The organism is Ruegeria sp. AL3, assembly GCF_056536065.1.
Genome location: NZ_JBQFJG010000001.1, coordinates 2,672,656 through 2,696,282 on the forward strand (window position 1 = coordinate 2,672,656; position 23,627 = coordinate 2,696,282).

Genomic DNA, 23,627 nt, shown 5'->3' on the forward strand with positions numbered 1-23,627 from the left:
ACGTCAGGCTCAGCTGCCCGAACCCATGGTGACTTCGTTGGAGATCGCGTCCTGAGTTTTTGCCAGTTCGGGATCGGCGACCAGGCCATAGTTGGCAAGCGGGCCCGACGGACCGGCGATTTCGTCATGGGTGAAGAACTGCGCGTATTCCTTCAGGCCCGGGATCACGCCGATATGAGCTTTCTTCACGTAGAAGAACAGCGGGCGAGAAACCGGATATTCGCCGGTCGAGATGGTTTCGGTCGACGGTGCGACACCCGACATGGTGGCAACCTTCAACTTGTCGGTGTTGTTCTCGTAGAACGCCAGACCAAACACGCCGATACCGTTGGGGTTGGTGTCGATACGCGCCAGGGTTTCGGTGTAGTCACCGTCGATATCGACCGATTTGCCGTCGGTGCGAACCGCAAGACAGGCGTCTTCAGCGTCGTCCTCGCTCATACCGCCCGCGATCATGGCTTCCATGGCGCCGGTTTCTTCACAGCCGATCAGCAGAACTTTTTCTTCGAATACTTCGCGGGTGCCGTGCTTGGTGCCCGGGATGAAGCCTGCGATTTCAACATCGGGCAGTTCCGGGTTGAACTCGGCCCAGGTGTTGTACGGGTTGTCAACGATCTGGCCGTCTTTCAGAACTTTTGCACCCAGAGCGTTGAAAATGTCGGACGGTTCGAACGCGGTAAAGGCAGGCCCGGTCTGCTGGCTTGCGAATACGATGCCGTCATAACCGATGCGGACTTCCATGATGTCGGTCACACCGTTTTCGGCACAGGCTTTGATCTCTTTTTCACGGATCGCGCGGGATGCGTTTGCAACGTCGATGGTGTTTTCGCCAACGCCTTCGCAGAACCGCTTCAGACCAGCCGACGAACCGCCGGATTCAACAACCGGAGTTGGAAAGTCTGTGTTTTCACCGAACAGTTCGGCTACGATCGAGGCATAAGGCAGAACGGTCGACGAACCGGCGATCTGAACATTGTCACGCGCCGCAGCAGTGGTCGCCGAGACGGCAGCGATAGCCAGCGCAGATGCCGACAGTTTTACAAAGGACATTTCAGTCTCCCTGAAAAGATGTGCTTGATCACCACCATGATGATCCTGCGGGGACCCCTATGGCGCGTGCGTAAGCCTTTTGTGACACATGCGTAACGGTTTTATGACAGCAGGGGTTTTTTTGCGTTTTTTCCAATGAAACGCCAATGCCCCACGGGGTCAGATCAAAAGCAGACTTGCATTCCAAGCTGTTTCAACGGGGCAAAATAACCGTAAAAACAGAGCCTTTTCCCAATTCGCTTTCAACACGAAGTCTTCCACGATGGCGATTGACGATATGCTTCACGATCGCAAGGCCAAGCCCGGTTCCGCCCAGCTGCCGCGACCTGTGGCTGTCGGCGCGATAGAATCGCTCTGTCAGGCGCGGCAGGTGAACGGCATCTATGCCGGGGCCTTTGTCTATGAACTGGATTCGGACCGCCGGGCCGCGCATCGCCGGATCCCTGTCCACCGGCAGGACACGTACCGTAACACTACCGCCACTGGCACCATACTTGATCCCGTTCTCGATAAGATTGGTGAAAACCTGTCGCAACTGGTCGCCGTCACCGGTGGCTGAAAGCGGGCCGTTTTTCACGTCCAGCGACAAAACCACACCGGCGTCTTCGGCAAGGGGCCGCAGCGAGTTTATCGTGGATTGAAGAAGACCGGTAAGTTCCAGCTGTTGCCTCGGTCGAACACGTTCTTCGCTTTCGACCCGGTTCAACGACAACAGATCCCCGACCAGACGGTTCATCCGGTTGGCCTCATCGGCCATGATCTTGAGGAACCGGTCACGCGCGGCGGGGTCATCCCGGGCCGGACCGCGCAAGGTTTCGATAAACCCCATCAAGGCAGTCAACGGTGTGCGCAATTCATGGCTGACATTGGCCACGAAATCCCGCCGCATCTGGCTGGCGTGTTCCAGATGGGTGGTATCCTGAAACGTGACCATAACGGCCCCTTCCGAAGCGACCCCGTTCATGTATCTGCATTCAACTGCGTATGTTGTGTCCTGCGCACCGTCATTGGACAGATGACGTGCTTTCTTTGCGCTTCTGCTTGTAAGGCTTTGCTCGATCGCGTCCAGAACCTGTGGCTGTCGCAATATGGTCGCAAAATGACGTCCAACAATGTTCTGGCCCAGAAGGGACGTTGCATCTGTGTTCGCGGCAATGATCCGTTCGGTCTGATCCACCATTAGCGCCGGCAGCGGGATCGCAAGAACAATGTCCTTAAGAACGTCTTCGGTCATGCGTCAAAACCCACTCATTCCTTCGCGTCAAAGCGCAGGTTTCAGGGTATCGCGGAATTTGCGCATGTTCTCCTGATAGTGCAGCGCACTGAACGTGATCCTTTGCGCCGCAGCCTCATCAAGCTGGCGTACGACCTTGCCCGGCGATCCCATGACAAGCGAATTGTCGGGGATTTCCTTGCCCTCGGTGATCAGGGCCCCTGCTCCGATCAGACAGTTCCGGCCGATCTTTGCCCCGTTCAGGACGATTGCGCCCATTCCGACCAACGTGTTTTCGCCTATGGTGCAGCCATGCAGCATCACCTTGTGGCCGATGGTGCAGTTTCGACCAATCATCAGGGGAAAACCGGCGTCGATATGCATCACGCAGTTTTCCTGAACGTTGCTGCCCTCGCCGATCCGGATTTCTTCGTGATCCGCGCGAATCGTGCAGCCGAACCAGACCGAGGCTCCCTGCTCCAGCACAACCTTCCCAATCAGAATGGCATCCGGCGCGACCCAGGTGTCGTCGTGAATGTGCGGAGCGTGCTCGCCCAAAGCGTAAACTGTCATGACAGTCCCTCGAATTCTCTCTGCAACTTGCGGACGTGCTGTTGCAACCTGGGTTGCTGAATGCGGCGCATCCGTTCCGCGCTGACGATGGTTTTCAGCTTTTCTTCGGTTGCCTCGAGGTCATCGTTGATCAGGACGTAGTCGTAATAGCCCCAGTGACTGATTTCATCCCAGCTTTTGAGCATCCGACGGGCGATGACGTCATCACTGTCCTGCCCGCGCGTTTCCAGCCGGCGGCGCAGCTCGGGGATGGACGGCGGCAGAATGAAAATCGATAACGCGTGTTTGCCCAGATCCGAATTCCGGATCTGCACTTCGCCCTGCCAATCGACGTCGAACAATACGTCCTTACCGGCATTGATCGAATTTTTGACCGGCTCGGCAGGCGAACCATAGAAGTTTCCGAATACATGGGCGTGTTCCAGCATCTGCCCATCAGCGACCTGCTGTTTGAACTCGTCCTCGGACAGGAAGAAATACTCGCGCCCATGCTCTTCCCCGGGGCGCGGGGCACGGGTCGTCGCCGAGATGGAGAATTCCAGATCCGTATCCCAGGCCATCAGCCGTCTGGCCAGGGTCGATTTGCCCGCTCCGGACGGAGAAGACAGGATGATTAGTAGGCCTCGGCGGTCCGCCATGTCAGTCGTTCCCATTCTTATTCCACATTCTGCACTTGCTCGCGCATCTGATCGATCACCGCTTTCAGTTCCAGCCCGACCGATGTCAGGTCCGAGCTTTGCGCCTTGGAACACAGCGTGTTGGCTTCGCGATTGAACTCTTGCATCAGGAAATCCAGCTTGCGGCCCACGGCCCCTTCCTGTGCCAACAACTCACGAGCGGCCCCTACATGCGCGGTCAGGCGATCGATTTCTTCGGTGATATCCGCCTTGACCGCGATCATCGCCAGCTCTTGCGCGACACGATCGGGATCGGCGCCCTGCGCATTCTCCAGCACCCGCGCGAGATTCTCGCGCAGCCCCTCGATCATCTTGTCTTTGCGTTGCTCGGCAATCTCTGCGGCCTGCGCCGTCAGTTCCGCGACCTGATCCAGTTGCGTGTTCAAGATTGCGGCCAAAGCTGCCCCTTCGGTTTTGCGCATATCTATGAACGCCGCCAGAAGATCTTTGAATTCGGACGTCAGATGAGCAACAAGCGGAGCCGGATCGTCGGCCTCGGTTCCTGCGTCCATCATCCCCTTGAGCGCCAAAAGATCTGACGCACGCGACGGCGCAAGCGTGATGCCGCGCGCAGCTGCCAGCGCTTCCGTTCGCTCAAGAGCGGTCAGGGCCGCAGCCATCGCGGTTTCGCTCAAGGCCAGTTCCGGGGCAGAATCCTCGCGGTTCAAGCGCATCGACAGGGTCACGTTTCCCCGGCTCAGGGATTTGGACAGGGACGCCCGCAACGCGACTTCGAGACCGGTCAACCAATCGGGCACGCGCAGACGCATGTCCAGCCCCTTACCGTTTACGCTGCGAAGTTCCCACGACCAGCTGTGCGGGCCGAAAGTTCCCTTCCCCGAGGCAAACCCGGTCATGGATCTGATCATGATGGCCCTTTCCTGTTCCCCTGCTGTTTCAAGCATGTGCCGCACCTAATGCTATTGACTGGTGCAGAGCAAGAGTTTGCTGAAGACGCATTTGTTTGGCGCAAGTTAACCATTCGTTAAAGAATTGCTCCAAAATTGAATTAACCCGAGTCAAACTGCCCTTAGCAGTGGTTTGCGGGCCGTTGATGCTTCCATTGTGTTGCATTTTATGAAAATGGCGGCCAATTGACGGTAGGGTGATGAAAATGAAAACCTTTTCCGGGATAGGTTCCGGGTCAGAATTTGGAAAGATCGTCGCAATGGATCGCTTTGACAGTGGGCGCAGCCTATCGCCGATCCGCCAGGCCGAGGCGTATTGGACCGCATTGTTGAGCGGCGACAGCGTGCCGATGCGGTCTCAAATCGACCCGCGCGGTCTTGAGAATGTTCTTGAATATACGTTCATCCTGGAACGCATCGCACCCGGCCTGGCCCGTTTTCGTCTTGCAGGCAGCCATCTGAACGCGCTTGCAGGTATGGAAGTGCGGGGAATGCCGTTGACCGCGTTCTTTCAACCCGATGCCCGCGCACAGACCAAGGATGTACTGGAACAGGTATTTGCGTCCCCTGCTGTTGCCGAATTGAGTCTGAACTCGGACGGGGTGTTGGGACGTACCCGGATGCAGGCCCGGATGATCCTTCTGCCGCTGAAAAGTGACCTTGGGGATGTCAGCCGTATTTTGGGGGTCATGATCGCCGATGGCGCAATCGGCAAGACACCGCGCCGGTTTTCACTGACCGATACGCGGATCAAACCGGTTTCTGAAATTCAGGTACCCGCGCCCACACTGCGCCGCCCTGTGGAAGGTTTTGCTGAGGAACAACGCGAATTCAAACGCTCTGCCGGCCATCTACATCTGGTGGTGTCTCGCGACGATTGAGACCCGCCAATTGCCGTGATCAGAAACAGCGGGCCGATGGCCCGCTGTTGTCAGTGTTTCAGAGGCGCTCAGCTTACCGCGCGTTTCGAGCCGTTGCGACGCAGGTTGGTCAGCTCTTCCGCCACCAGGAACGCAAGTTCCAGCGACTGCGATGCGTTCAAGCGCGGATCGCAGGCGGTGTGGTAGCGATCCGACAGGTCTTCTTCGGTCACGGCACGTACACCGCCGGTGCATTCGGTCACATCCAGCCCGGTCATTTCGAAATGCACACCGCCGGGGATGGTTCCCTCGGCCTGATGCACTCCGAAAAAGTCACGCACCTCGCGCAGAACAGAATCAAACGGGCGGGTTTTATAGCCCGTGGCCGATTTGATCGTGTTACCGTGCATCGGGTCGCAAACCCAGGTGACCTTGGCACCCTCTTCCTTGACCGCCTTGATCAGACGCGGCAGATGCTCGCCCGCCTTGCCCGCGCCGAAGCGCGCGATCAGGGTCAGCCGCCCCTCTTCGTTGTCCGGGTTCAGCTTTGACATCAGAACCTTGAGGTCCTCGGCCGTAGTGGTCGGGCCGCATTTCAGACCGATCGGGTTCAGTACCCCGCGGCAGAACTCGACATGCGCGCCGTCGGGCTGACGGGTGCGGTCGCCGATCCAGATCATGTGACCGGAGCCAGCCAGCCAGTTGCCCGAGGTGGAATCCAGTCGCGTCAGTGCCTCTTCGTATTCCAGCAACAGCCCTTCGTGGCTGGTGTAGAATTCGACGGTCGAGAATTCATGGGTTGTTTCCGCAGTGATTCCAGCGGCTTCCATGAAGTCGATGGTGTCCTGAATACGATCGGCAACCTCGGAATATTTCTGAACGTCCTGTTCATCCGCGAAACCCAAAGTCCAGGCATGCACGCGGCTCATATCCGCGAAGCCGCCGGTTGAGAACGCCCGCAGCAGGTTCAGCGTCGCCGCCGCCTGCGTGTAGGCCTGCAACATCTTGTTGGGATTCGGAATCCGGGCTTCGGGCGTGAAGGCCAATTCGTTGATGATGTCGCCGCGGTAGCTTGGCAGTTCCACACCATTCACGACTTCGGTCGGGGCACTGCGTGGTTTGGCAAATTGCCCGGCCATACGACCGACTTTGACCACTGGCACCTTGGCGCCATAAGTCAAAACCATCGCCATTTGCAGCATCACCTTGAAGGTGTCACGGATCGCATCAGCGCTGAATTGTTCAAAGCTTTCAGCGCAATCCCCGCCTTGCAGAAGGAAGGCCTCGCCGCGCCCGGCGGCACCCAGATGCTGTTTGAGACGCCGCGCCTCGCCTGCAAAGACCAGCGGGGGATACTTTGAAAGCTGAGCCTCGACCTTGGCCAGCGCGGCCGCGTCGGTATAATCTGGCATCTGAACCCGGGGCTTGTTGCGCCAGTTCGATTTTTGCCATTCGGTCATAGCTTTGATCTCCGCTGAAGTTTTCAGGTGGTCTCTATACAAAATGCAATGAAGAGTGACCATATCCCATTTGCGCCTCTTGACGACGCAAACAAGCTTTGATCATGGTGGCTGTCAAATCTGCGGCTGGATAATCACACGTCCAGCAGCGAAGCAAGGACATCTCGCCATGCAAGAGCAACGCCAAGTTGTCACGGTGGAAGACACTGCGGCCCCACCCCGGAATTTCGTGTTTGTCCTTTTGGACAACTTCTCGCTTCTGTCTTTTGCTTCGGCGCTTGACAGTCTGCGCATCGCCAACCGCATGGCGAACAGACAGCTTTACACCTGGAAGCTGATAGGAGAAGGCGGAGAAACGGTAACCTGCTCGGCCGGGACCGAGTTCAGTCTTGACAGTGATCTGGTGGAGTTGCAGCGAGATGACGTTGTTCTGATTTGCGGTGGCGTGGACGTTCAGGCGGCCACCACCAAGCGCGTGCTGAACTGGCTGCGGCGTGAAGCGCGAAGGGGATTGCGGATCGGTGGCCTCTGCACTGCGGCCTATACTCTGGCAAAGGCCGGGTTGATGGACAACAAGAAGGCAACGATCCATTGGGAGAACTCTGACAGTTTCATCGAAGAGTTTGACGAGGTCAAACTGACCAAAGCCGTCTTTCAGATCGATGGAAGTCGCATGACGACTGCGGGCGGCACCTCGTCGATTGACCTGATGCTCAAACTGATTGCAGATGACTATGGCGAGGATCTGGCCAACGCGGTGGCGGATCAGATGATCTATTCCTCGATTCGAACCGACCAGGACACGCAGCGTTTGTCAACTCCGACCCGAATCGGTGTGCGGCATCCGAAGTTGAGCCAGGTTATACTGATGATGGAAAAGAACATCGAAGAACCGATCTCGCCCTCGATCCTTGCCAAGGAAGTGGGTATGTCAACCCGCCAGCTGGAGCGTCTGTTCCGCCGGTATCTCAGCCGTTCCCCCAAGCGCTATTACATGGAACTGCGCCTGCACAAAGCCCGCAACCTGCTGATGCAGACCGATATGAGCGTCATCAACGTGGCGCTGGCCTGTGGTTTCGCCTCGCCCAGCCATTTTTCAAAATGCTACCGGGCGCATTACAACACCACGCCCTATCGCGAACGCGGTGCGCAAAGTGGAAGACTGTCAGTCTAAGGTCCAGCGTCAAAGCTCTTTGACGAAATAGTGCAAGTACGGTCGGAGCATGGGCTGATCTTTGTAGGTTGTTGTCTCGATCGGAGTGTCCAGTTCCACAAACCCGAGCTTGGGATACAAAGATCTCATTTCCACATTTGGGGTGAGTGTATCTGCGATCAACCGCTTCAGCCCCATAGCTCTGGCGGCTTGTTCTCGTGCTTGAATCAATGCGCGCCCCACACCGGTGCCCCGAGCGTCTTCGGTTACAAATACACGTTTCAACTCGCCGGTAGACTGATCAAACCGTTTCATCATTCCACACCCCACGATTTTGCCACCGTGGTTTCTTGCGACGATCAGGCATCCGTTCGGAGGCATGTAGTCATCCGTGTTCGCCCAGAATTCCTCCAGTGCGCTTTGCGGCGCGGAAGGATCCAATTCGAACCCCATACCCTGCATTCTTAGAGCGATAAGAGCATAATATTGCTCCAAAATCATATTCAGCTCGGTTCTTGGCGGGATACTTGTGCACAATTCAATGTCGAAATCACTCATTAATATCCCCTTAACCGTGTAACCTGTTGGACAGAGCGACTGCGACGATGGAAACGCGCAAATGGAATTGAAAAGTCTGCTGGCATGCTTCGTATGTCACTGTTTGACAGACATCCTGTAAACCGCGCCCTGCCCGACTGAAATGAACCAGATCGCCCCATCCGGGGCCTGCACGATGTCACGGACCCGTTCGGTCTCGGGGCCCTTGATCTGCTCGACCTCGCGCAGCGGATCTTCGGACAGCCGCGCGATATAGTCGAATTTCAGCGAGCCCACGAAAATGTCGCCCCGCCATTCTGGAAACATGTCGCCGGAATAGACCATCAACCCCGACGGCGCGATCGACGGGTCCCAGTACAGGCGCGGCTGTTCCATACCGGGCTTGCTGGTGCCCTCGCCGATCTTCTCTCCGAGATAATGTGTGCCGTAAGAGATAACCGGCCAGCCGTAATTGGCGCCGGGTTTGACAAGGTTCACCTCGTCACCGCCGCGCGCACCGTGTTCCGACACCCAAAATCGGCCGCGCGTATCCAAATCGGCCCCCTGTGGGTTGCGGTGCCCATAGGTCCAAATTTCAGGTCGGATATCTGCCTGCCCGATGAAAGGATTGTCTGAAGGCACCGAGCCGTCGCGGTTGATACGGATCACGGAACCCATGGCGTTCGAGCGATCCTGCGCCTGTGGCGCATCCCCTCGATCTCCGATGGTTACAAAAAGAGTGCTGTCATTGGCTTCTACAACGCGTGAGCCGAAATGCCGCCCGCCTGATCCGCCGGGGGAAGCCTCGAAAATGACCCGCAGATTCGTCAGGCGCGTGCCGTTCTCGGACAGGCGCGCCACCGCGACAGCCGTGCCTGCGCCACCCTTTTGGGGTTTTGAAAAGGTCAGAAAGACCTCGCGGCTTTGATTGAAATCGCGCGGGATCGTAACGTCCAGCAATCCGCCCTGCCCCGAAGCTGCGACTTTGGGAACGCCGGATATGGCATTCGCCTCTCCGCCCTGAACATACAACAGGTTTCCGTCGCGTTCGGTGACAAGAAAACTGCCGTCAGGCAAGATGCCGACGGCCCAGGGCGTATCCAGCCCACCTGCCATTTCGGTGAGTTCAATTTTCCCGACCGAGGTCGACAACGCCTGTGCCAAGGCGCTTTCACTGTAAATAGTGAAGAACAGAATCGCGGCAGCTCTGAGCATGTTGACACTTCTCCGGACAATCTTAGGCAAACCCTAACAAAACAGATAGATTTCCGATCGATAAAAACACGATTGTGTTAGGACTTTTCTTTTCCGGGCAGCTTGCCTAGGTTCGTGGCCAGAACGAATACGTTCACAATAGGGAGTAACCATATGAAAAAGCTGCTTACAGCAACTGCAGCATCCGCTTTGCTGGCCGGACCTGCGCTGGCCGAAGACATCACGCTTGGTGTTTTGTTCGGATTCACCGGCCCAATTGAATCGCTGGCACCCGCAATGGGTTCGGGCGCTGAATTGGCGATGGCGGAAGTCACCGAATCCGGAAAACTGCTGGATGGATCCAAAGTGACCGCATCGCGCGCCGACACCGGCTGCATTGATAACGGTCTGGCCACTTCGAACGGCGAACGCATGATTGCCGACGGTGTTGCCGGCATCATCGGCGGCGATTGCTCGGGCGTGACCGGCGCGATCCTTCAGAATGTCGCGATTCCGAATGGCATGGTCATGATCTCGCCCTCGGCGACCTCGCCGGGCCTGTCGACCATGGAAGACAACGGCCTGTTCTTCCGGACCGCGCCTTCAGATGCGCGCGAAGGCCAGGTGATGGCGGATATCCTGAAGGATCGCGGCATCAACTCGATCGCTCTGACCTATACCAACAACGACTACGGCAAGGGTCTGGCGGACGCGATCCAAACCTCTTTCGAGGCAGCAGGTGGTGAAGTGACCATCGTTGCAGCGCATGAGGATGGCAAGGCCGACTATTCGGCCGAAGTTGGTGCTCTGGCCTCGGCCGGTGGCGACATTCTGGTTGTTGCGGGCTATCTGGATCAGGGCGGTCTGGGCATCATCCAGTCGGCGCTGGACAGCGGTGCGTTTGACACCTTTGGCCTGCCCGGCGGCATGATCGGTGACTCGCTGCCGGCCAATGTCGGCCCCGACCTGAACGGTTCGTTCGGTCAGATCGCCGGTTCGGGCGGTGAAGGCGCCGAGAAGTATTTCGCCATGGCCGAAGCCGCAGGGTTCGACGGTTCGTCGCCCTATTCGCCCGAATCCTATGACGCTGCTGCTCTGTTCATGCTGGCCATGCAGGCTGCCGGATCGACCAATCCGGCCGACTATGGCGGCAAGATCATGGACGTCGCCAACGCTCCGGGCGAAAAGATCTATCCCGGCGAACTGGCCAAGGGTCTGGAATTGCTGGCAAACGGTCAGGACATCGACTATGTCGGTGCGTCCGGTGTCGAGCTGATCGGTCCCGGCGAAAGCGCGGGGTCCTATCGTGAGATCGAAGTGACCGACGGTGAAAACAAGACCGTCAACTTCCGTTGATTGATCGCCAAAAGCTATGAATGCAAGCAGCCCGGGCCTTGTGTCCGGGCTGTTTCAATGAAAAAAGACCGCACCCGGCAAACGGGGTCGAGACAACAGCGCCGAACAGGCGGCAAGGGGAAAAGATGATCGTCGTCGAGGACGTGCACAAGCATTTCGGCGGATTTCATGCGGTGGACGGGGCATCGCTGGAAATCCAGAAAGGGTCGATCACCGGCCTGATCGGGCCCAACGGGGCAGGAAAAACCACTCTGTTCAATGTGATCGCAGGTGTTTTGCCGCCGACCAGCGGCAAGGTGGTGATGGACGGCGAGGATATCACCGGTCTGCCCCCTCATGAGCTGTTCCACAAGGGTCTGTTGCGCACGTTTCAGATTGCACATGAATTCCCGTCGATGACCTGCCGCGAAAACCTGATGATGGTGCCCGGTGCGCAATCAGGTGAGTCGCTGTGGAACACGTGGTTTGGCCGCAAACGCATCGCTGATGAAGAACGCGCGCTGAAGGCCAAGGCCGATGAGGTGCTGGAGTTTCTGACGATTGAACATCTGGCTGACCACAAGGCGGGCCAGGTCTCGGGTGGTCAGAAAAAGCTGCTGGAGCTGGGCCGCACGATGATGGTGGACGCCAAGATCGTGTTTCTGGACGAGGTCGGCGCGGGTGTGAACCGCACCCTGTTGATGACCATTGCCGACACGATCCTGCGTCTGAACAAGGAGCGTGGATACACCTTCGTCGTCATCGAGCACGACATGGATTTCATCGGCAAGATCTGTGATCCGGTCATCTGCATGGCCGAAGGCAAGGTACTGGCCGAGGGTACCTTGGACGAGATCAAGGCGAACGAGCACGTGATCGAAGCCTATCTGGGCACCGGCCTGAAGAACAAAGACAAACTGGAGGCAGGCGCGTGAGCGACAACCCCTATCAGGATGACAAGGGCAACAAGGACGCCTCGATCACCAATCCGCATGGTGTCGGCACCATGACCCCGGCCCATCGCAAAAGTGGTGCGACACATAAGGTCGAAGGCGGCCCGTTTCTGATCGGCGACACCATGACGGGTGGTTACGGCAAAGGGCCGGACATTCTGCATGATTGCACCATCGCCGTGGACAAGGGTGAAATCGCAGTCATCGTCGGCCCAAACGGTGCGGGCAAGTCGACGGCGATGAAAGCTGTGTTCGGGATGCTGGATGTCCGTTCAGGGTCCGTGCGTCTGGATGGCGAGGATATCACCAACCTCTCCCCGCAGGACCGGGTCATGCGTGGCATGGGTTTCGTGCCGCAGACACAAAACATCTTTACCTCGATGACGGTGGAAGAGAACCTGGAAATGGGTGCCTTCATCCGTCGCGACGACATCAGCCAGACGATGGAGCAGGTCTATGACCTCTTCCCGATCCTCCGCGACAAGCGCAATCAGGCCGCCGGAGAGTTGTCGGGCGGACAACGCCAACAGGTCGCAGTTGGCCGCGCGCTGATGACCCAGCCCAAGGTGCTGATGCTCGACGAACCCACGGCAGGCGTTTCGCCGATCGTGATGGATGAACTGTTCGACCGGATTATCGAAGTGTCCCGCACCGGCCTGCCGATCCTGATGGTCGAACAGAACGCCCGCCAGGCTCTGGAGATTGCCGACAAGGGGTACGTTCTGGTTCAGGGGCGCAATGCCTATACCGGCACGGGCAAGGAACTGCTGGCCGATCCGGAGGTTCGGAAGAGCTTCTTGGGGGGGTGAGGCCTGTGAAAACCAGCCTACTCGCCGTTTTCTGTTCATGTCTGTTAGGTAGCATCGCGTTTGCTCAGAGCCTAGCACCGCAAGCTAAGCAGTCTAGAAATGGCGTGATCGTCCGTTGCGAGTTCGAGAATCAACGAACGGTCATCCTATCGGCGCTCGATGACAGGATTGTTTGGCAGGAAAATGGTTCTGATTACCCTACCAGTGATTGGACACATATTCGGATATCGCATGACCCAATATTGTCAGTATTTGCTTATGGTGTGGGCATCGGAAGCCCGAGGCTCGATATTTACCAAGGTATCGTCCACGCTGATAAGCCCGACTACGACCTTGGAACTGCAATCCTCAGCGAGACGCTTGTTGGGCGCGAAAGGTTGATAGTAATGGCCGTTGAGGGTTTTTGCCAAGGCGAGCAACAGAACCAGTGGGCTTTCTCAAAGCAATTATTACGCCCTCCAACTTCCTTCTTGTTTCCGCAATCGACTGAAGTCGCGAGTTTAGAAGGAAACGCACGTTGATCTCAGTATCTGGCTGTCTTTAACTTCGACAACCTTCCCAAGATTTCCACGCGTCGGCTGCAATCCGGTCACATTGTGCGTTTAACGCCGGGCGCTGTGAAGGAAACGGTTTCCCGGTCAAACAAATCAAGTTCCGTGAAATCAAGCGAACCTTCTGAATAAAAACTCTGTTCAGGACCCAAAAATGAAAAAATGGATGTGTGTGGCCATTGCCACCTTGTGCGCGACCGCCGCAACTGCGGAAGAACGTCACTTTGTCTGTGTGTCGGACCGCGACGGCAGTGAAGTGCGCCTAAATCGGGCACCGGATGGAGACAAAGGCTACATCGAAACGGCAAGTGTTTCTGGCGACGCGATGGTGTTCAAAGGCGTTGGTAACATGACGTTTGTCCATATTGAAGGCGAAGATGTCATGACCTTTGTCGTGCATTATGACGACATGTCCTTTGACCTCTCGGTCAAGGGTCCCCACGCGGGAACCGATCACGGCACCTGCACCGAGACGGACGCCTGATCCCGCTTCTTACCATCTCAGTCACTCACCGGAATTGGCCGGTGCGTGACTGAGCCAGGCCAAAATTGAATAGTCTTGCCTGCTTCCGGTTTTCTCGTGGATTTTTTTTCACAACCAGCAGAAAAATATGACGCAAAACAGCGCAGGAAACATTGTGCCTGCGCGGACCGTCATGCCATAAGACCGCACCCGGACAGTGAGAAGAAATAATGGATCTACTCAACGCGCTTGTTGCGCTTGCGAATTTTGTGTTTGTGCCTGCGGTCGCTTATGGCAGTCAACTGGCGTTGGGCGCGCTTGGCGTAACCCTGATCTACGGCATTCTCCGATTTTCGAACTTTGCCCATGGCGACACAATGGCCTTTGGCGCGATGATAGCCGTGCTGGTCACATGGGGGTTGCAGGCCGCCGGGATCAGCTTTGGACCGCTGCCAACCGCCCTGCTCGCCCTGCCCTTTGCCATACTGGGCTGTATCGTGCTGGTGCTGATCACCGACAGGCTGGTCTACAAATTCTACCGTGACCAAAAGGCGAAGCCCGTTATTCTGGTGATCGTTTCCATGGGCGTGATGTTCATCATGAACGGCCTTGTCCGGTTTATCATCGGGCCAGACGACCAAAGGTTCTCGGATGGGGCTCGGTTCATTGTTTCGGCGCGCGATTTCAAGGCGATGACCGGTCTGCGCGAGGGTCTGGCCATCAAGACGTCGCAAGGTATCACGGTGATCGTGGCCGTTGTTGCCGTGGCGCTGCTGTTCTGGTTTCTGAACAAGACGCGCACAGGCAAGTCGATGCGGGCCTATTCGGACAACGAGGATCTGGCGCTGCTGTCAGGCATCAACCCGGAACGTGTGGTGATGATCACATGGATCATCGTTGCGGCGCTGGCCACAACTGCCGGCGTACTTTATGGGCTGGACAAAAGCTTCAAACCCTTCGTCTATTTCCAGCTTCTGCTGCCGATCTTTGCCTCGGCCATCGTGGGTGGTTTGGGCAATCCTCTGGGCGCCATCGCAGGCGGGTTTATCATCGCGTTTTCCGAAGTGACGATAACATACGCCTGGAAGAAGGTGCTGACCTATCTTGCGCCGGAAAACCTTGAGCCGTCAGGATTGGTGCAACTCCTCTCGACCGATTACAAATTCGCCGTCAGCTTTGTCATCCTGCTGATCGTGCTTCTGTTCAAGCCCACGGGCCTTTTCAAGGGGAAAGCAGTATGACCGACGCTGTCAAAAATACGCTGCTCTTCGCAATTGTCGGCGGCCTAATCCTGTTGACCGGTTTCACGCAAAGCTGGAACACCGCGATCCTGATCCTGAATATGGGGCTGATTTCCGCCATTATGGCGATCGGTGTAAACCTGCAATGGGGATTTGCCGGTCTGTTCAATGTGGGCGTGATGGGCTTTGTCGCACTGGGCGGTCTGGCCGTCGTACTGGTTTCAACGCCGCCCACGCCCGGTGCTTGGGCTGCCGGAGGTTATGGCATCGTTCTGTCTTTGCTGCTGGGTGCCGCGACAGTGGTTGCCGCCGTTCTGGTGGCAACGAAACTGCCGAAAGGCCGTGTGCAAACCCTGACGATCATCGCCGTTCTTGTCGTGGGCTTTTTTGTCTATCGCGCGGTGTTCGATCCCAGCATTGCGGCGGTCGAGGCCATCGACCCGGCGATTGCCGGCAATATTGGCGGTTTGAATCTGCCGGTTCTGCTGGCCTGGCCGGCCGGTGGTTTGCTGGCGGCGGGTGCTGCGTGGCTGATCGGTAAAACGGCGCTGGGCCTTCGCTCGGATTATCTGGCGATTGCCACATTGGGTATCGCCGAAATCATTATCGCGGTCATGAAAAACGAAGACTGGCTGGCCCGGGGCGTCAAGAATGTCTACGGCATCCCACGCCCGTCCCCTGTTGTGGGCTACGAAGTGGATTTGCAGAACGACCCGGCCTTTCTGGCGCGGGCCGAATGGTTGGGGTTGGACCCCGTCACCGCATCCACCCTTTCGGTCAAACTCGGTTATTCGCTGCTGTTCCTGATTGTGCTTCTGGTTCTACTCTGGATGGCTCAGATGGCGCTGAAAAGCCCGTGGGGCCGGATGATGCGCGCAATCCGTGACAATGAAGTGGCGGCTGAGGCCATGGGCAAGGATGTCACCCGTCGTCATCTGCAAATATTCGTACTGGGTTCGGCTGTTTGCGGTATCGCGGGTGCGATGATGACAACGCTGGACGGCCAGTTGACGCCAAGCGCGTATCAACCGCTGCGCTTTACCTTTCTGGTCTGGGTGATGGTGATCGTGGGTGGTTCGGGCAACAACTTCGGGGCCGTTCTGGGCGCATTCCTCATCTGGTTCCTGTGGGTTCAGGTTGAACCGATCGGCTTGTGGCTGATGAATGTCATTACCGCCGGCTTGCCGGACGGAAGTGCATTGAAAGTCCACCTGTTGGACAGCGCCGCACATATGCGTCTGTTCACGATGGGTCTGATCCTGTTGATTGTTCTCAGATTCAGCCCAAGAGGGCTGATCCCAGAGAAATAGATCGCTTCCACCTTCAATATGCGAAACCGCGCCTCTTATCCGGCGCGGTTTCTTGATTCTTAACGATTTTTTGAATAAACGGACACACCGCAGTGATTTCTTTTTGCGGTATGTCGCCGGCACTCACATCCGTCTACGCCGATCTGTAACGATCATTTACACGTTTTGAAAAGAGTCAAAAATGAAAGCACCACGGTTCAAGACACTGCTTCTGTTTCCGGTTGTTGCCATCGTAACAACCGCCTGCATTCCCACTCCGGAAGAACTTGAAACAACTCCCGTCAAAGTTCAAACGCCCAAAGGTGTCGTAACCTGTCAGCTATATCGTCACGACCGGGTGACCTGGGACCGGGCGATTGACTTCCCGGCTTCGAAAATGTCCGTGCCGGAGGCTGACGCCTACTGCCGTCAGGAAGGCCAGCGTCGTCTGAAGTAAACATTGCGGCGCCCGTGATGGGCGCCGTTCCGTCATCTGTTGCGGAACAATCCACCCAGAATACCACGAACGATTCGGCGTCCGGTCGTTCCTTTCAGTTCTTTGATAACTGCGTCGGTCATCGCCGATGCAAACGTGTCTTTCCGCCGTTGCACCCGGGACGAGGATCTGCCGACCCGGCTTCCCGAATATCTGCGAGCCGAAGAATACTCTCGTTCCATCGGTGATTGTGCCTCTAGAACTTCATCGGCCTCTGCCTGTTCAGCGGCCTTGGCGGCCGCCTCGGCCCGAGCCTGGAGGATTTCAAAGGCCGATTTTCGATCAATACCATCGTCATATTTAGACGCCATCGGCGAGGCATCGAGAATGGCCCTCCGCTGCGCATCAGAAATGGGCCCCAACTGGGAACCCGGCGGACGAATCAATGTGCGCTCGACAATTCCGGGAACACCTTTTTTCTGCAGCATCGACGTGACAGCCTCACCAACGCCCACCTCGCGAATTGCGGCTTCGGTGTCAAAGGCGGGGTTTTCGCGATAGGTTTCCGCCGCCAGACGCAGGTTCTTTCGGTCACGCGCCGTGAAGGCCCGCAAAGCGTGTTGAACGCGATTGCCCAACTGCCCCAGAATATCCTCGGGAATATCGGCGGGATTCTGGGTGATGAAATAGACACCCACCCCTTTGGACCGGATCAGGCGCGCAACCTGTTCAACCTTGTCCACCAACACTTTCGGAGCGCCGTCAAACAACAGATGCGCCTCGTCGAAGAAGAACACCAGCTTGGGTTTGTCAGGATCACCGACTTCGGGAAGCTCCTCAAACAATTCGCTCAGCAGCCACAGCAGGAATGTCGCATAAAGCCGTGGCGCTGCCATCAGTTTGTCCGAAGCAAGGATGTTCACCATCCCCTGCCCGTTTTCATCGGTGCGCATCAGATCGGACAGATCCAGCGCGGGTTCGCCAAACAGTTTTGTTCCACCCTGGTTTTCCAATACCAGCAATCGCCGCTGGATCGCACCGATCGAAGATGTCGATACATTGCCATATCGCAATGAAAGCTGGGCCCGGTTCTCGCCGATCCAGACCAGCAGCGCCTGAAGGTCTTTGAGATCCAGAAGAGGCATTCCCTCTTCATCGGCCACGCGGAACGCGATGTTCAGGATACCTTCCTGCGCTTCGCTCAATTCCATCAACCGGGACAGCAGCAACGGGCCCATTTCAGTGACCGTCGTCCGCACTGGATGGCCCTGTTCACCAAAAAGATCCCAGAACGTAACGGGGCAGGCGGAATAAGCAAAATCGTCGAACCCTATGCGTTTGGCACGATCCATAAATGCCTGATGCAGTTTTTGCGCGTCGCTTCCGGGCAAAGCCAGGCCCGACAGATCACCTTTGACATCGGACAGAAACACCGGAACTCCGGCTTGGGAAAACCCTTCCGCGAGGATTTGCAACGTTACGGTCTTACCGGTCCCAGTGGCGCCGGCAATCAACCCATGGCGGTTGGCATATTTCAGTGCCAGTTCCTGCGGCTGGCCATAGCCTTCGCCTCCGCCACCCAAAAATATATTCTTGCCCATTAACATTGCCTTATGTTTCACCGATCCTTGACCAGCATACAAAGTTAACCTTTGACTGCGATAGTCAATTTGCCCCGCGTTTGTTTCCTTCACGTGGGGCAGACTTCCTCCCTGTCGACTGGCCGTGCCTTCGGGCACGGCTTTTTTGCAGGATCAAAAATGGTTTCAAAGCTCTGACCGCAGTATTAAAATTTGAGGATAGCTGTTGACCCGTCTGCGACCCTCTCGTAGGGTTTGCGCATAAATAAGTCGGCCAGTCCGACGGGGAGAACCTTTTGGAAAAGAGAGCTGGCTTATGCAGCTCTCTTTTTCTGTCTCAGGGCAGTTGGTTTCTGGTGTTCTGGCAAGAATCCGTTCACGTTCAGACCAGCCGTTCTGTTAGTGCCTGACACCAGTTCAGAAGAGTGTTAAACGAAGCAAAAAGCTCAAGCATCAAGTCGAGGCATTCATGATCAAGCAACTTCTAACCGCAAATACAGTGGCCGTCGCCTTTCTTAGCAGCGCAGTCTATGCCCAAGAGGCCAACGACGAAAGCCCGCAGCAAGCCGAGCCCGCCCAAACCGAAGCCGTGCAAGAACTGGATCTGGGAGAGACTGGCCCACGTATCGGCGAGCAATACGTCAAAGAAACAAGCGGTGCTTGGAATATAACCTGTCTACGGACCGAAGAAGACGACGATCCTTGCCTGCTGCGTCAAGTTCTTTCCGGCGCCGAGGGCCAGCCGATTGCGGAAATCTCGATCAACAAGCTTCCCGAAGGAGCGGAGGCCGTTGCCGGAGCTAGGTTGACTGTGCCGCTGGAGACCATGCTGCAAGCACAAATTGCTGTGTCCATAGACGGCGCACCGGGTAAAAGATACAACTATCATCACTGCAACCCGGTAGGCTGCGTCGCGCAATTGGGCTTTACGCAAGGCGATATAGACGCCATGAAAGCGGGCAGTGAGGCAACAATCTCGCTGGTGTCAATTCTGGCCCCGAGCCAACTTTTGCAAATCGAAATGTCGCTGGCTGGATTTACCAGTGGCTACGATCAGCTGGAAGTCCTGCAAAACTGACAGATCGCAGACAAAGGCCGCTCTGAATGCGGCGGCCTTGTTTTGTACGTTGTTCGTTATATCCGCTTCAGCGCCAAAACCGCATTCAGCCCGCCGAAAGCAAACGCATTGCTGAGCGCGACGTCAACTTTGGCTTCCCGAGCTTCGTTCGGCACAACATCAAGCGCGCATTCCGGATCGGGTTCCTCGTATCCAATGGTGGGTGCGATCACACCGTCCCGCAGCGCCATGATACATGCCAACAGTTCCACCGCACCGGTTCCACCAATCAGGTGACCATGCATGGATTTGGTCGACGATATCATCAGGTCGTCAGCATGGGGCCCGAAAACATCCGCCACGGCGGCACATTCGGTTTTGTCATTCGCAGCCGTCCCGGTGCCATGCGCGTTGATATAACCCACATCGCTTGCATTCAATCTGGCATCAGCCAAGGCACCTGACATGGCCCGTGAAGCCCCTTGCTTGCTGGGCATCACGATATCGGCCGCATCCGATGACATGGCAAAACCAACGACTTCGCACATGATCTCGGCGCCACGGGCGCGGGCGTGTTCGTATTCCTCGAAAACAAAGACCCCGGCCCCTTCGCCCTGTACCATTCCGTTGCGATTGGCGCTGAACGGTCGGCACGCATCCTTGGACATGACGCGCAACCCTTCCCAGGCCTTGACGCCTCCGAAGCACAACATGGATTCGGACCCGCCTGTGATCATGACCGGGGCCATGCCGCTTCGGACCATCTGAAAGGCCTGCGACATGGCATGGTTCGAGGACGCACAGGCAGTCGACACGGTGAAGCTGGGGCCTTTGAGGTTGTGTTCCATGGAAACATGGCTGGCCGCCGCATTGTTCATGAGTTTGGGAACAACAAACGGGTGTACCCGATTCTTTCCGTCCTCATAAACCGAGCGATAATTGTCATCCCAGGTCGATACGCCACCGCCGGCGGTCCCCAGAACAACACCTGATTTTGCGGCCAACTCTCCGTGAAACTCGATGCCGGACTGATCGATGGCCTCTTTGGCGGCGGTCAGAGTGAACTGAGTGAACCGGTCATACAGCGACATCTGCTGACGGTTGAACCGACCTTCAGCCTCAAAGCCGCGAACTTGCCCGCCGATCTTGATGGCCAACCGATCAACGTCCCGAAATTCCAGTTCCGAGATGCCGCAACGGCCTTCGCGCATGGCTTCCAGCGTGTCAGGAACCGAATGGCCCAGTGAATTGATCGTACCTGCGCCGGTAATGACAACACGTTTCATGAGCGTCAGTCAGACCTTTTCCGACACGAGCTTTTCGATCCCGGAAATGATCGCAGCGACATTGGATATGTCAAAATCGTTAGCCTCGGGTTCATTGGCGTTGAACGGAATTGAAATGTCGAACTCTTCCTCGATGGCGAATATGCTTTCCACCAGACCAAGGCTGTCGATTCCCAGATCTTCCAGCGTGCTTTCGGGCGTCACATCCGATGGCTCCAGCACGGCCTGCTCTGCAATGATTGCGATGACGCGGTCGCTGATGCTCATGTCGATCCCCTGATTTTCAGTTTGACGATGATTTAATCGCTTGGGGTCTGTTTGAAAACAGCCTTTTTCAATGCCTCAACGTCGCGTGCCATTCGGGGCAGTCGGCGCTGCGCCTTGTAGACATCGGTGTGGGTCTCCATTTTGATGCCCGGATACCCCATGATCACGCGCCCGGCGGGCACATTTGACAGAATCTTCGTGCCCCCACCCGAAATAACGCCGTCCCCTATGAAAATATTGTCGACCACTCCGGTCTGACCACCCAGAACGACGTTGTTGCCGATCTCGACCGAGCCGGAGACACCTGTCTGACCGCACAGCAGACAATCCCGCCCGACGCGGGTGTTGTGCCCGACATGGACAAGATTATCCAGCTTGGTGCCATCACCGATCCGCGTGTTGCGAATTGTTCCATTATCGACAGTGCAATTGGCGCCAACCTCGACATCATCACCGATCTCAACCGCGCCCAAAGAATGGATACGGAGCCAACTTTGGGCCTTGGCGTCGCCCTGATCGCCCAACGTTTTGCGGGCGTTCTCAGCGCCAGAAACCTCGGGGGTCACGAAACTGAACCCGTCACTACCAATCCTTGCACCGGGCTGCGCGATGAACCGATCCCCGATTTGTGCGCGCGCGCCAATGCTGACCATTTCACGCAACAGGGCCTGTTCGCCAAGAATGGCGTCCATTCCCACCACGCAGTGTGCTCCGATGACCGAGCCCGAACCTATTCGCGCCCGAGCACCAACAACAGTCAGAGGTCCTATCGCCACATCTGGTCCAATTTCGGCCGTTGGATCGATCACTGCGGAAGGATGAATGCCCGGTTCAATCCCTTGCCCGCGATCCAGCATTGAGGTGATCCCCGCCATCGCCATGCGCGGACGCTTCACGAATATGGCCGCGCTCAACCCCATGTCCTGCCAATCCGCGCCCTCCCACAGAACGGCGGCGCGCGCGCGCCCTTTCGAAAGCGCTTCGGCGTATTTCGGAGACATGGCCATGGCCAGATCGGTTGGGTCAGCATCGCCCGGTTCGGCCGCCCGCACGATCGTCAGGCCACCGTCGCCTTGGCATTCAGCACCCAAAGCGTCGGCGATTTGTTGAATGGTAAACTGCATCTCGGGCTTCCTTTTGGCAGGATTTGCCCTGTGCTTAACTCTGAACGTCCGGCAGGGCCACCCCTGCCTTTTGCAGGGCCTCCCAAATCTTGCCGTCCCGGCCATAGACATCACGGCGATACTGCACCTCGCCTTTTGGCCCGACATATGCCGTTCGATAGATCAGATGAACCGGAACTGTTTGTTCCAAATTGACCTTGGTTTCCTTTCCTGTGTTCAGAACACGATGAAAGAATGCCTTGGGATTCTCTTCCTGTTTGGCCAGCAACGCATAGGCAAATTCGAAAGGCTGCGCCAGCCGGATGCAGCCGTGCGAGAACGCCCGCACCTCGCGCGCGAACAGGCTTTTCTGAGGCGTATCATGCAGATAGATATTGTACTTGTTGGGGAACATGAACTTGACCAGCCCCAAAGCATTGCTTTTGCTGGGCGGCTGGCGCATCGCAAAAGGAAAGCTTCGCGCGGTGAACTGATTGAAATCAACCGCCCCGCGATTGACCTGCCGCCCCCTGCTGTCCGTGATCTGAATATGACCGACCGCGTTGGGGTTCGCTTTCAGCTTCGGCAGGTATTCCTTGGTGATGATCGAGCGCGGAACATACCAACTAGGGTTTATCACCATATGTTCCATCACATCCGAGAACTCTGGGCTGCGGCGATCATGCGTGTTCTTGCCGATCACCGCACGGGTTTCAAAGGTGACTTGCCCGTCATCCACGATCTTTGCCGAAAAATCTGTCTGGTTGACAAGGATATGACGTGCGCCGCGTTCCCGAGGCAACCAGCGCTCCCGTTCCAAAGCGACATAAACAGCCTTGAGCCGGTCCACGGCGGGGCGATTCAACTCGGCAATCGTGCCCTTGCCTGCAACGCCATCGGGTTCCAACCCATGCGCGATTTGAAAGGCCCTGACCCCTTCCAGCAACGCGGCGTCGAACGACGGGCTGGCCGAGGGTTTCATGTAGCCCATTAACACCAGCCGATTGCGAAGCTTCACGACATTGGGCCCGGTATCCCCGAATTCCAACTTAGTTTCCGGAACTGTCGCCCCCCAACCGCCTTGATCTACCAAATCCTGAAGCGCCAGCTTCTGTTTCATCAGAGCCCGGTACTGACGGGTTTGAGGAGCCAATTGCGCAAGATACGCGGCGCCATGTGTGTTCAGGGCGTTCAGATGCTCGGCCGCGCTGCGACGATCCACCGACCGAACAAGCCCGTCGTCGATGTTTCCGGGCCGAATAAAACCCGAGTACAATGCGTCGGCAAAATCCACAAAAACCCGGCTCAGTTCCGCTTCAACGGCGCCAAGATCGCGTGTCGAGCGTGCATCCTGCATTTTCTGCATCAAGGATGAAACTGTCGCATCGGCCCTTGGCAGACCGTGCAGATGCGCATGTGACAGTGCCTGGATCAATGCGGCCCGGCGTTGCATATGCTCATCGGATTCACCCACCCAAATCGGCGAAAACCCGGTTGTCCGGTAAAACTCTGCGATCTGCGATTCCCGTGGGGTATGTTCTGCAACGGCCATCTGAAACGCCGTGTTGTGCGCAGGTTCAGAAGTGGTGTTTGCCATACTCGCAGTGGCCGCAAAACAGGCGGCAAGCAGGA

At 56.8% G+C, this 23,627-nt stretch carries 24 protein-coding genes; 11 read left to right on the forward strand and 13 right to left on the reverse strand.

Annotated elements, in window-relative coordinates:
* Positions 1 to 9: 9 nt before the first annotated feature.
* The 5 genes from ACR3E6_RS13525 to ACR3E6_RS13545 all read right to left on the reverse strand — a co-directional run bounded on the left by ACR3E6_RS13525 (position 10) and on the right by ACR3E6_RS13545 (position 4,382).
* Complete coding sequence (locus ACR3E6_RS13525; RefSeq protein WP_171632468.1) at positions 10 to 1,050, reverse strand: substrate-binding domain-containing protein; 1,041 nt, start codon at positions 1,048 to 1,050, stop codon at positions 10 to 12.
* Positions 1,051 to 1,243: 193 nt separating this feature from the next.
* A complete protein-coding gene (locus tag ACR3E6_RS13530; protein ID WP_171632465.1) occupies positions 1,244 to 2,284 on the reverse strand; it encodes a sensor histidine kinase in 1,041 nt (346 codons plus the stop codon).
* Between the two features lie 27 nt (positions 2,285 to 2,311).
* Positions 2,312 to 2,836 carry a gamma carbonic anhydrase family protein gene (locus ACR3E6_RS13535; protein WP_480487566.1) on the reverse strand — a complete coding sequence of 175 codons (525 nt, stop codon included), beginning with the start codon at positions 2,834 to 2,836 and terminating at the stop codon, positions 2,312 to 2,314.
* Positions 2,833 to 3,474, reverse strand: coding sequence for a guanylate kinase (gene gmk, locus ACR3E6_RS13540; RefSeq protein ID WP_152457986.1), 642 nt, complete (start codon positions 3,472 to 3,474; stop codon positions 2,833 to 2,835). The genes ACR3E6_RS13535 and gmk overlap by 4 nt, the downstream gene beginning before the upstream one ends.
* Before the next feature lie 17 nt (positions 3,475 to 3,491).
* Entirely contained in the window at positions 3,492 to 4,382 is an 891-nt protein-coding gene (locus tag ACR3E6_RS13545) for a YicC/YloC family endoribonuclease (protein WP_480487568.1), read from the reverse strand.
* Between the two features lie 245 nt (positions 4,383 to 4,627).
* On the opposite strand from ACR3E6_RS13545, the gene ACR3E6_RS13550 reads away from it, so the two are divergent.
* Positions 4,628 to 5,302, forward strand: coding sequence for a PAS domain-containing protein (locus ACR3E6_RS13550; RefSeq protein ID WP_480487569.1), 675 nt, complete (start codon positions 4,628 to 4,630; stop codon positions 5,300 to 5,302).
* A 68-nt stretch (positions 5,303 to 5,370) separates the two neighbouring features.
* Here ACR3E6_RS13550 and ACR3E6_RS13555 read toward each other — a convergent pair whose 3' ends face one another.
* On the reverse strand, positions 5,371 to 6,741 hold the full coding sequence (locus ACR3E6_RS13555) for a class II 3-deoxy-7-phosphoheptulonate synthase (RefSeq protein ID WP_171115908.1): 1,371 nt from the start codon (positions 6,739 to 6,741) through the stop codon (positions 5,371 to 5,373).
* 169 nt (positions 6,742 to 6,910) lie between these two features.
* Between ACR3E6_RS13555 and ACR3E6_RS13560 the strand changes: the two genes are divergently transcribed.
* Positions 6,911 to 7,915, forward strand: a complete 1,005-nt coding sequence (locus ACR3E6_RS13560) for a GlxA family transcriptional regulator (protein WP_480487572.1) — start codon at positions 6,911 to 6,913, stop codon at positions 7,913 to 7,915.
* Between the two features lie 9 nt (positions 7,916 to 7,924).
* Here the strand turns inward: ACR3E6_RS13560 and ACR3E6_RS13565 are convergent, their stop codons facing one another.
* Positions 7,925 to 8,452: a GNAT family N-acetyltransferase gene (locus tag ACR3E6_RS13565; protein ID WP_171632451.1), complete on the reverse strand. Its 528-nt coding sequence runs from the start codon at positions 8,450 to 8,452 to the stop codon at positions 7,925 to 7,927.
* 96 nt (positions 8,453 to 8,548) lie between these two features.
* Positions 8,549 to 9,646, reverse strand: coding sequence for a PQQ-dependent sugar dehydrogenase (locus ACR3E6_RS13570; protein ID WP_480487574.1), 1,098 nt, complete (start codon positions 9,644 to 9,646; stop codon positions 8,549 to 8,551).
* A 153-nt stretch (positions 9,647 to 9,799) separates the two neighbouring features.
* On the opposite strand from ACR3E6_RS13570, the gene ACR3E6_RS13575 reads away from it, so the two are divergent.
* The 8 genes from ACR3E6_RS13575 (at position 9,800) to ACR3E6_RS13610 (ending at position 16,723) form a co-directional block, all read left to right on the forward strand.
* Positions 9,800 to 10,981: an ABC transporter substrate-binding protein gene (locus ACR3E6_RS13575; protein ID WP_152457993.1), complete on the forward strand. Its 1,182-nt coding sequence runs from the start codon at positions 9,800 to 9,802 to the stop codon at positions 10,979 to 10,981.
* Positions 10,982 to 11,106: 125 nt separating this feature from the next.
* Positions 11,107 to 11,895: an ABC transporter ATP-binding protein gene (locus tag ACR3E6_RS13580; RefSeq protein WP_152457994.1), complete on the forward strand. Its 789-nt coding sequence runs from the start codon at positions 11,107 to 11,109 to the stop codon at positions 11,893 to 11,895.
* Positions 11,892 to 12,722 carry an ABC transporter ATP-binding protein gene (locus ACR3E6_RS13585; RefSeq protein WP_257600743.1) on the forward strand — a complete coding sequence of 277 codons (831 nt, stop codon included), beginning with the start codon at positions 11,892 to 11,894 and terminating at the stop codon, positions 12,720 to 12,722. Before ACR3E6_RS13580 ends, ACR3E6_RS13585 begins: the two co-directional genes overlap by 4 nt.
* Before the next feature lie 5 nt (positions 12,723 to 12,727).
* Positions 12,728 to 13,243 (forward strand): hypothetical protein, encoded by a 516-nt coding sequence (locus ACR3E6_RS13590; protein WP_480487577.1) that lies wholly within the window; start codon positions 12,728 to 12,730, stop codon positions 13,241 to 13,243.
* Positions 13,244 to 13,427: 184 nt separating this feature from the next.
* Positions 13,428 to 13,757, forward strand: a complete 330-nt coding sequence (locus ACR3E6_RS13595; protein ID WP_210092366.1) for a hypothetical protein — start codon at positions 13,428 to 13,430, stop codon at positions 13,755 to 13,757.
* Positions 13,758 to 13,966: 209 nt separating this feature from the next.
* Positions 13,967 to 14,977: a branched-chain amino acid ABC transporter permease gene (locus ACR3E6_RS13600; protein WP_480487579.1), complete on the forward strand. Its 1,011-nt coding sequence runs from the start codon at positions 13,967 to 13,969 to the stop codon at positions 14,975 to 14,977.
* Positions 14,974 to 16,287: a branched-chain amino acid ABC transporter permease gene (locus ACR3E6_RS13605; protein ID WP_171723265.1), complete on the forward strand. Its 1,314-nt coding sequence runs from the start codon at positions 14,974 to 14,976 to the stop codon at positions 16,285 to 16,287. The genes ACR3E6_RS13600 and ACR3E6_RS13605 overlap by 4 nt, the downstream gene beginning before the upstream one ends.
* A 181-nt stretch (positions 16,288 to 16,468) precedes the next feature.
* A complete protein-coding gene (locus ACR3E6_RS13610; RefSeq protein WP_171115893.1) occupies positions 16,469 to 16,723 on the forward strand; it encodes a hypothetical protein in 255 nt (84 codons plus the stop codon).
* Positions 16,724 to 16,755: 32 nt separating this feature from the next.
* On the opposite strand, the gene ACR3E6_RS13615 is transcribed toward ACR3E6_RS13610, so the two are convergent.
* Positions 16,756 to 18,303, reverse strand: a complete 1,548-nt coding sequence (locus ACR3E6_RS13615) for a helicase HerA-like domain-containing protein (protein WP_209833122.1) — start codon at positions 18,301 to 18,303, stop codon at positions 16,756 to 16,758.
* A gap of 448 nt (positions 18,304 to 18,751) precedes the next feature.
* On the opposite strand from ACR3E6_RS13615, the gene ACR3E6_RS13620 reads away from it, so the two are divergent.
* The gene (locus ACR3E6_RS13620; protein ID WP_480487582.1) at positions 18,752 to 19,360 is read left to right on the forward strand and encodes an invasion associated locus B family protein; all 609 of its coding nucleotides are present in this window, start codon (positions 18,752 to 18,754) and stop codon (positions 19,358 to 19,360) included.
* 56 nt (positions 19,361 to 19,416) lie between these two features.
* On the opposite strand, the gene ACR3E6_RS13625 is transcribed toward ACR3E6_RS13620, so the two are convergent.
* Genes ACR3E6_RS13625 through ACR3E6_RS13640 form a run of 4 tightly spaced genes read right to left on the reverse strand, consistent with a single transcriptional unit; the run spans position 19,417 to position 23,592 of the window.
* Positions 19,417 to 20,625, reverse strand: coding sequence for a beta-ketoacyl-[acyl-carrier-protein] synthase family protein (locus tag ACR3E6_RS13625; protein ID WP_171632419.1), 1,209 nt, complete (start codon positions 20,623 to 20,625; stop codon positions 19,417 to 19,419).
* Between the two features lie 9 nt (positions 20,626 to 20,634).
* Entirely contained in the window at positions 20,635 to 20,892 is a 258-nt protein-coding gene (locus ACR3E6_RS13630; protein WP_171723262.1) for an acyl carrier protein, read from the reverse strand.
* A 32-nt stretch (positions 20,893 to 20,924) separates the two neighbouring features.
* Complete coding sequence (lpxD, locus tag ACR3E6_RS13635; protein ID WP_480487584.1) at positions 20,925 to 22,016, reverse strand: UDP-3-O-(3-hydroxymyristoyl)glucosamine N-acyltransferase; 1,092 nt, start codon at positions 22,014 to 22,016, stop codon at positions 20,925 to 20,927.
* A gap of 34 nt (positions 22,017 to 22,050) precedes the next feature.
* The gene (locus tag ACR3E6_RS13640; protein WP_480487586.1) at positions 22,051 to 23,592 is read right to left on the reverse strand and encodes a L,D-transpeptidase family protein; all 1,542 of its coding nucleotides are present in this window, start codon (positions 23,590 to 23,592) and stop codon (positions 22,051 to 22,053) included.
* Positions 23,593 to 23,627: the final 35 nt, after the last annotated feature.

Coding starts and splice junctions, on each gene's coding strand:
- ACR3E6_RS13575 (WP_152457993.1), top strand. CDS start 9,800: ATGAAAAAGCTGCTTACAGCAACTGCAGCATCCGCTTTGCTGGCCGGA.
- lpxD (WP_480487584.1), bottom strand. CDS start 22,016: ATGCAGTTTACCATTCAACAAATCGCCGACGCTTTGGGTGCTGAATGC.
- ACR3E6_RS13525 (WP_171632468.1), bottom strand. CDS start 1,050: ATGTCCTTTGTAAAACTGTCGGCATCTGCGCTGGCTATCGCTGCCGTC.
- ACR3E6_RS13630 (WP_171723262.1), bottom strand. CDS start 20,892: ATGAGCATCAGCGACCGCGTCATCGCAATCATTGCAGAGCAGGCCGTG.
- gmk (WP_152457986.1), bottom strand. CDS start 3,474: ATGGCGGACCGCCGAGGCCTACTAATCATCCTGTCTTCTCCGTCCGGA.
- ACR3E6_RS13605 (WP_171723265.1), top strand. CDS start 14,974: ATGACCGACGCTGTCAAAAATACGCTGCTCTTCGCAATTGTCGGCGGC.
- ACR3E6_RS13560 (WP_480487572.1), top strand. CDS start 6,911: ATGCAAGAGCAACGCCAAGTTGTCACGGTGGAAGACACTGCGGCCCCA.
- ACR3E6_RS13615 (WP_209833122.1), bottom strand. CDS start 18,303: ATGGGCAAGAATATATTTTTGGGTGGCGGAGGCGAAGGCTATGGCCAG.
- ACR3E6_RS13620 (WP_480487582.1), top strand. CDS start 18,752: ATGATCAAGCAACTTCTAACCGCAAATACAGTGGCCGTCGCCTTTCTT.
- ACR3E6_RS13550 (WP_480487569.1), top strand. CDS start 4,628: ATGAAAACCTTTTCCGGGATAGGTTCCGGGTCAGAATTTGGAAAGATC.
- ACR3E6_RS13625 (WP_171632419.1), bottom strand. CDS start 20,625: ATGAAACGTGTTGTCATTACCGGCGCAGGTACGATCAATTCACTGGGC.
- ACR3E6_RS13535 (WP_480487566.1), bottom strand. CDS start 2,836: ATGACAGTTTACGCTTTGGGCGAGCACGCTCCGCACATTCACGACGAC.
- ACR3E6_RS13640 (WP_480487586.1), bottom strand. CDS start 23,592: ATGGCAAACACCACTTCTGAACCTGCGCACAACACGGCGTTTCAGATG.
- ACR3E6_RS13600 (WP_480487579.1), top strand. CDS start 13,967: ATGGATCTACTCAACGCGCTTGTTGCGCTTGCGAATTTTGTGTTTGTG.
- ACR3E6_RS13545 (WP_480487568.1), bottom strand. CDS start 4,382: ATGATCAGATCCATGACCGGGTTTGCCTCGGGGAAGGGAACTTTCGGC.
- ACR3E6_RS13595 (WP_210092366.1), top strand. CDS start 13,428: ATGAAAAAATGGATGTGTGTGGCCATTGCCACCTTGTGCGCGACCGCC.
- ACR3E6_RS13610 (WP_171115893.1), top strand. CDS start 16,469: ATGAAAGCACCACGGTTCAAGACACTGCTTCTGTTTCCGGTTGTTGCC.
- ACR3E6_RS13565 (WP_171632451.1), bottom strand. CDS start 8,452: ATGAGTGATTTCGACATTGAATTGTGCACAAGTATCCCGCCAAGAACC.
- ACR3E6_RS13555 (WP_171115908.1), bottom strand. CDS start 6,741: ATGACCGAATGGCAAAAATCGAACTGGCGCAACAAGCCCCGGGTTCAG.
- ACR3E6_RS13580 (WP_152457994.1), top strand. CDS start 11,107: ATGATCGTCGTCGAGGACGTGCACAAGCATTTCGGCGGATTTCATGCG.
- ACR3E6_RS13570 (WP_480487574.1), bottom strand. CDS start 9,646: ATGCTCAGAGCTGCCGCGATTCTGTTCTTCACTATTTACAGTGAAAGC.
- ACR3E6_RS13530 (WP_171632465.1), bottom strand. CDS start 2,284: ATGACCGAAGACGTTCTTAAGGACATTGTTCTTGCGATCCCGCTGCCG.